Source organism: Methylibium sp. T29-B, assembly GCF_000576225.1.
In the GTDB taxonomy this organism is placed as follows: Bacteria; Pseudomonadota; Gammaproteobacteria; order Burkholderiales; family Burkholderiaceae_C; genus Methylibium; species Methylibium petroleiphilum.
Map to the genome: position 1 here is coordinate 1 of NZ_AZSN01000394.1, position 641 is coordinate 641.

The 641-nt window shown below is 74.9% G+C and carries 1 protein-coding gene; it reads left to right on the top strand.

Annotated elements, in window-relative coordinates; translation table 11 throughout:
* Positions 1 to 68 precede the first annotated feature (68 nt).
* Positions 69 to 641, top strand: a 573-nt coding sequence (locus tag Y694_RS22150; protein WP_036236881.1) for a thiamine pyrophosphate-binding protein, incomplete at its 3' end; no start/stop codon positions are given.

Genomic DNA, 641 nt, shown 5'->3' on the forward strand with positions numbered 1-641 from the left:
CCGCACCGCGGGCCCCGCGTCAGCGCGCGGCCCGGCGGCGCGTGGCCGGCGCGGCTACAGTGCCGGCCATGCACACTCCCGCACCGCGTCTGGCCGGCCATGCGCTGGTCGAGGCATTGATCGCGCAAGGCATCGGCACCTGCTTCGGCGTGCCGGGCGAGAGCTTCCTGCCGGTGCTCGACGGCTTCCTCGAGCACGCCGGGCGCATCCGCTTCGTCAGCTGCCGCCAGGAGGGCGGGGCGGCCTTCATGGCCGAAGCCCAGGGCAAGCTGACGCGCCGCCCCGGCATCTGCTTCGTCACGCGCGGACCGGGTGCGGCCAATGCCGCCGTCGGCCTGCACACCGCCTTCCAGGACAGCACGCCGATGGTGCTGTTCATCGGCCAGGTGGGGGCCGAGGTGCGTGACCGCGAGGCCTTCCAGGAGCTCGACTACCGCGCGGTGTTCGGCCCCAACAGCGGCGGCTTCGCCAAATGGGTGGGCGAGGTGGCCAGCGCCGATCGCCTGCCCGAGTACGTGGCGAAGGCCTTCCACCTGGCGATGCAGGGCCGCCCCGGCCCGGTGGTACTGGCGCTGCCCGAGGACGTGCTGCGCACGCCGACCGCCGCACCGGTGCTGCCGCGCGCGGAGCCGGCCCAGGCC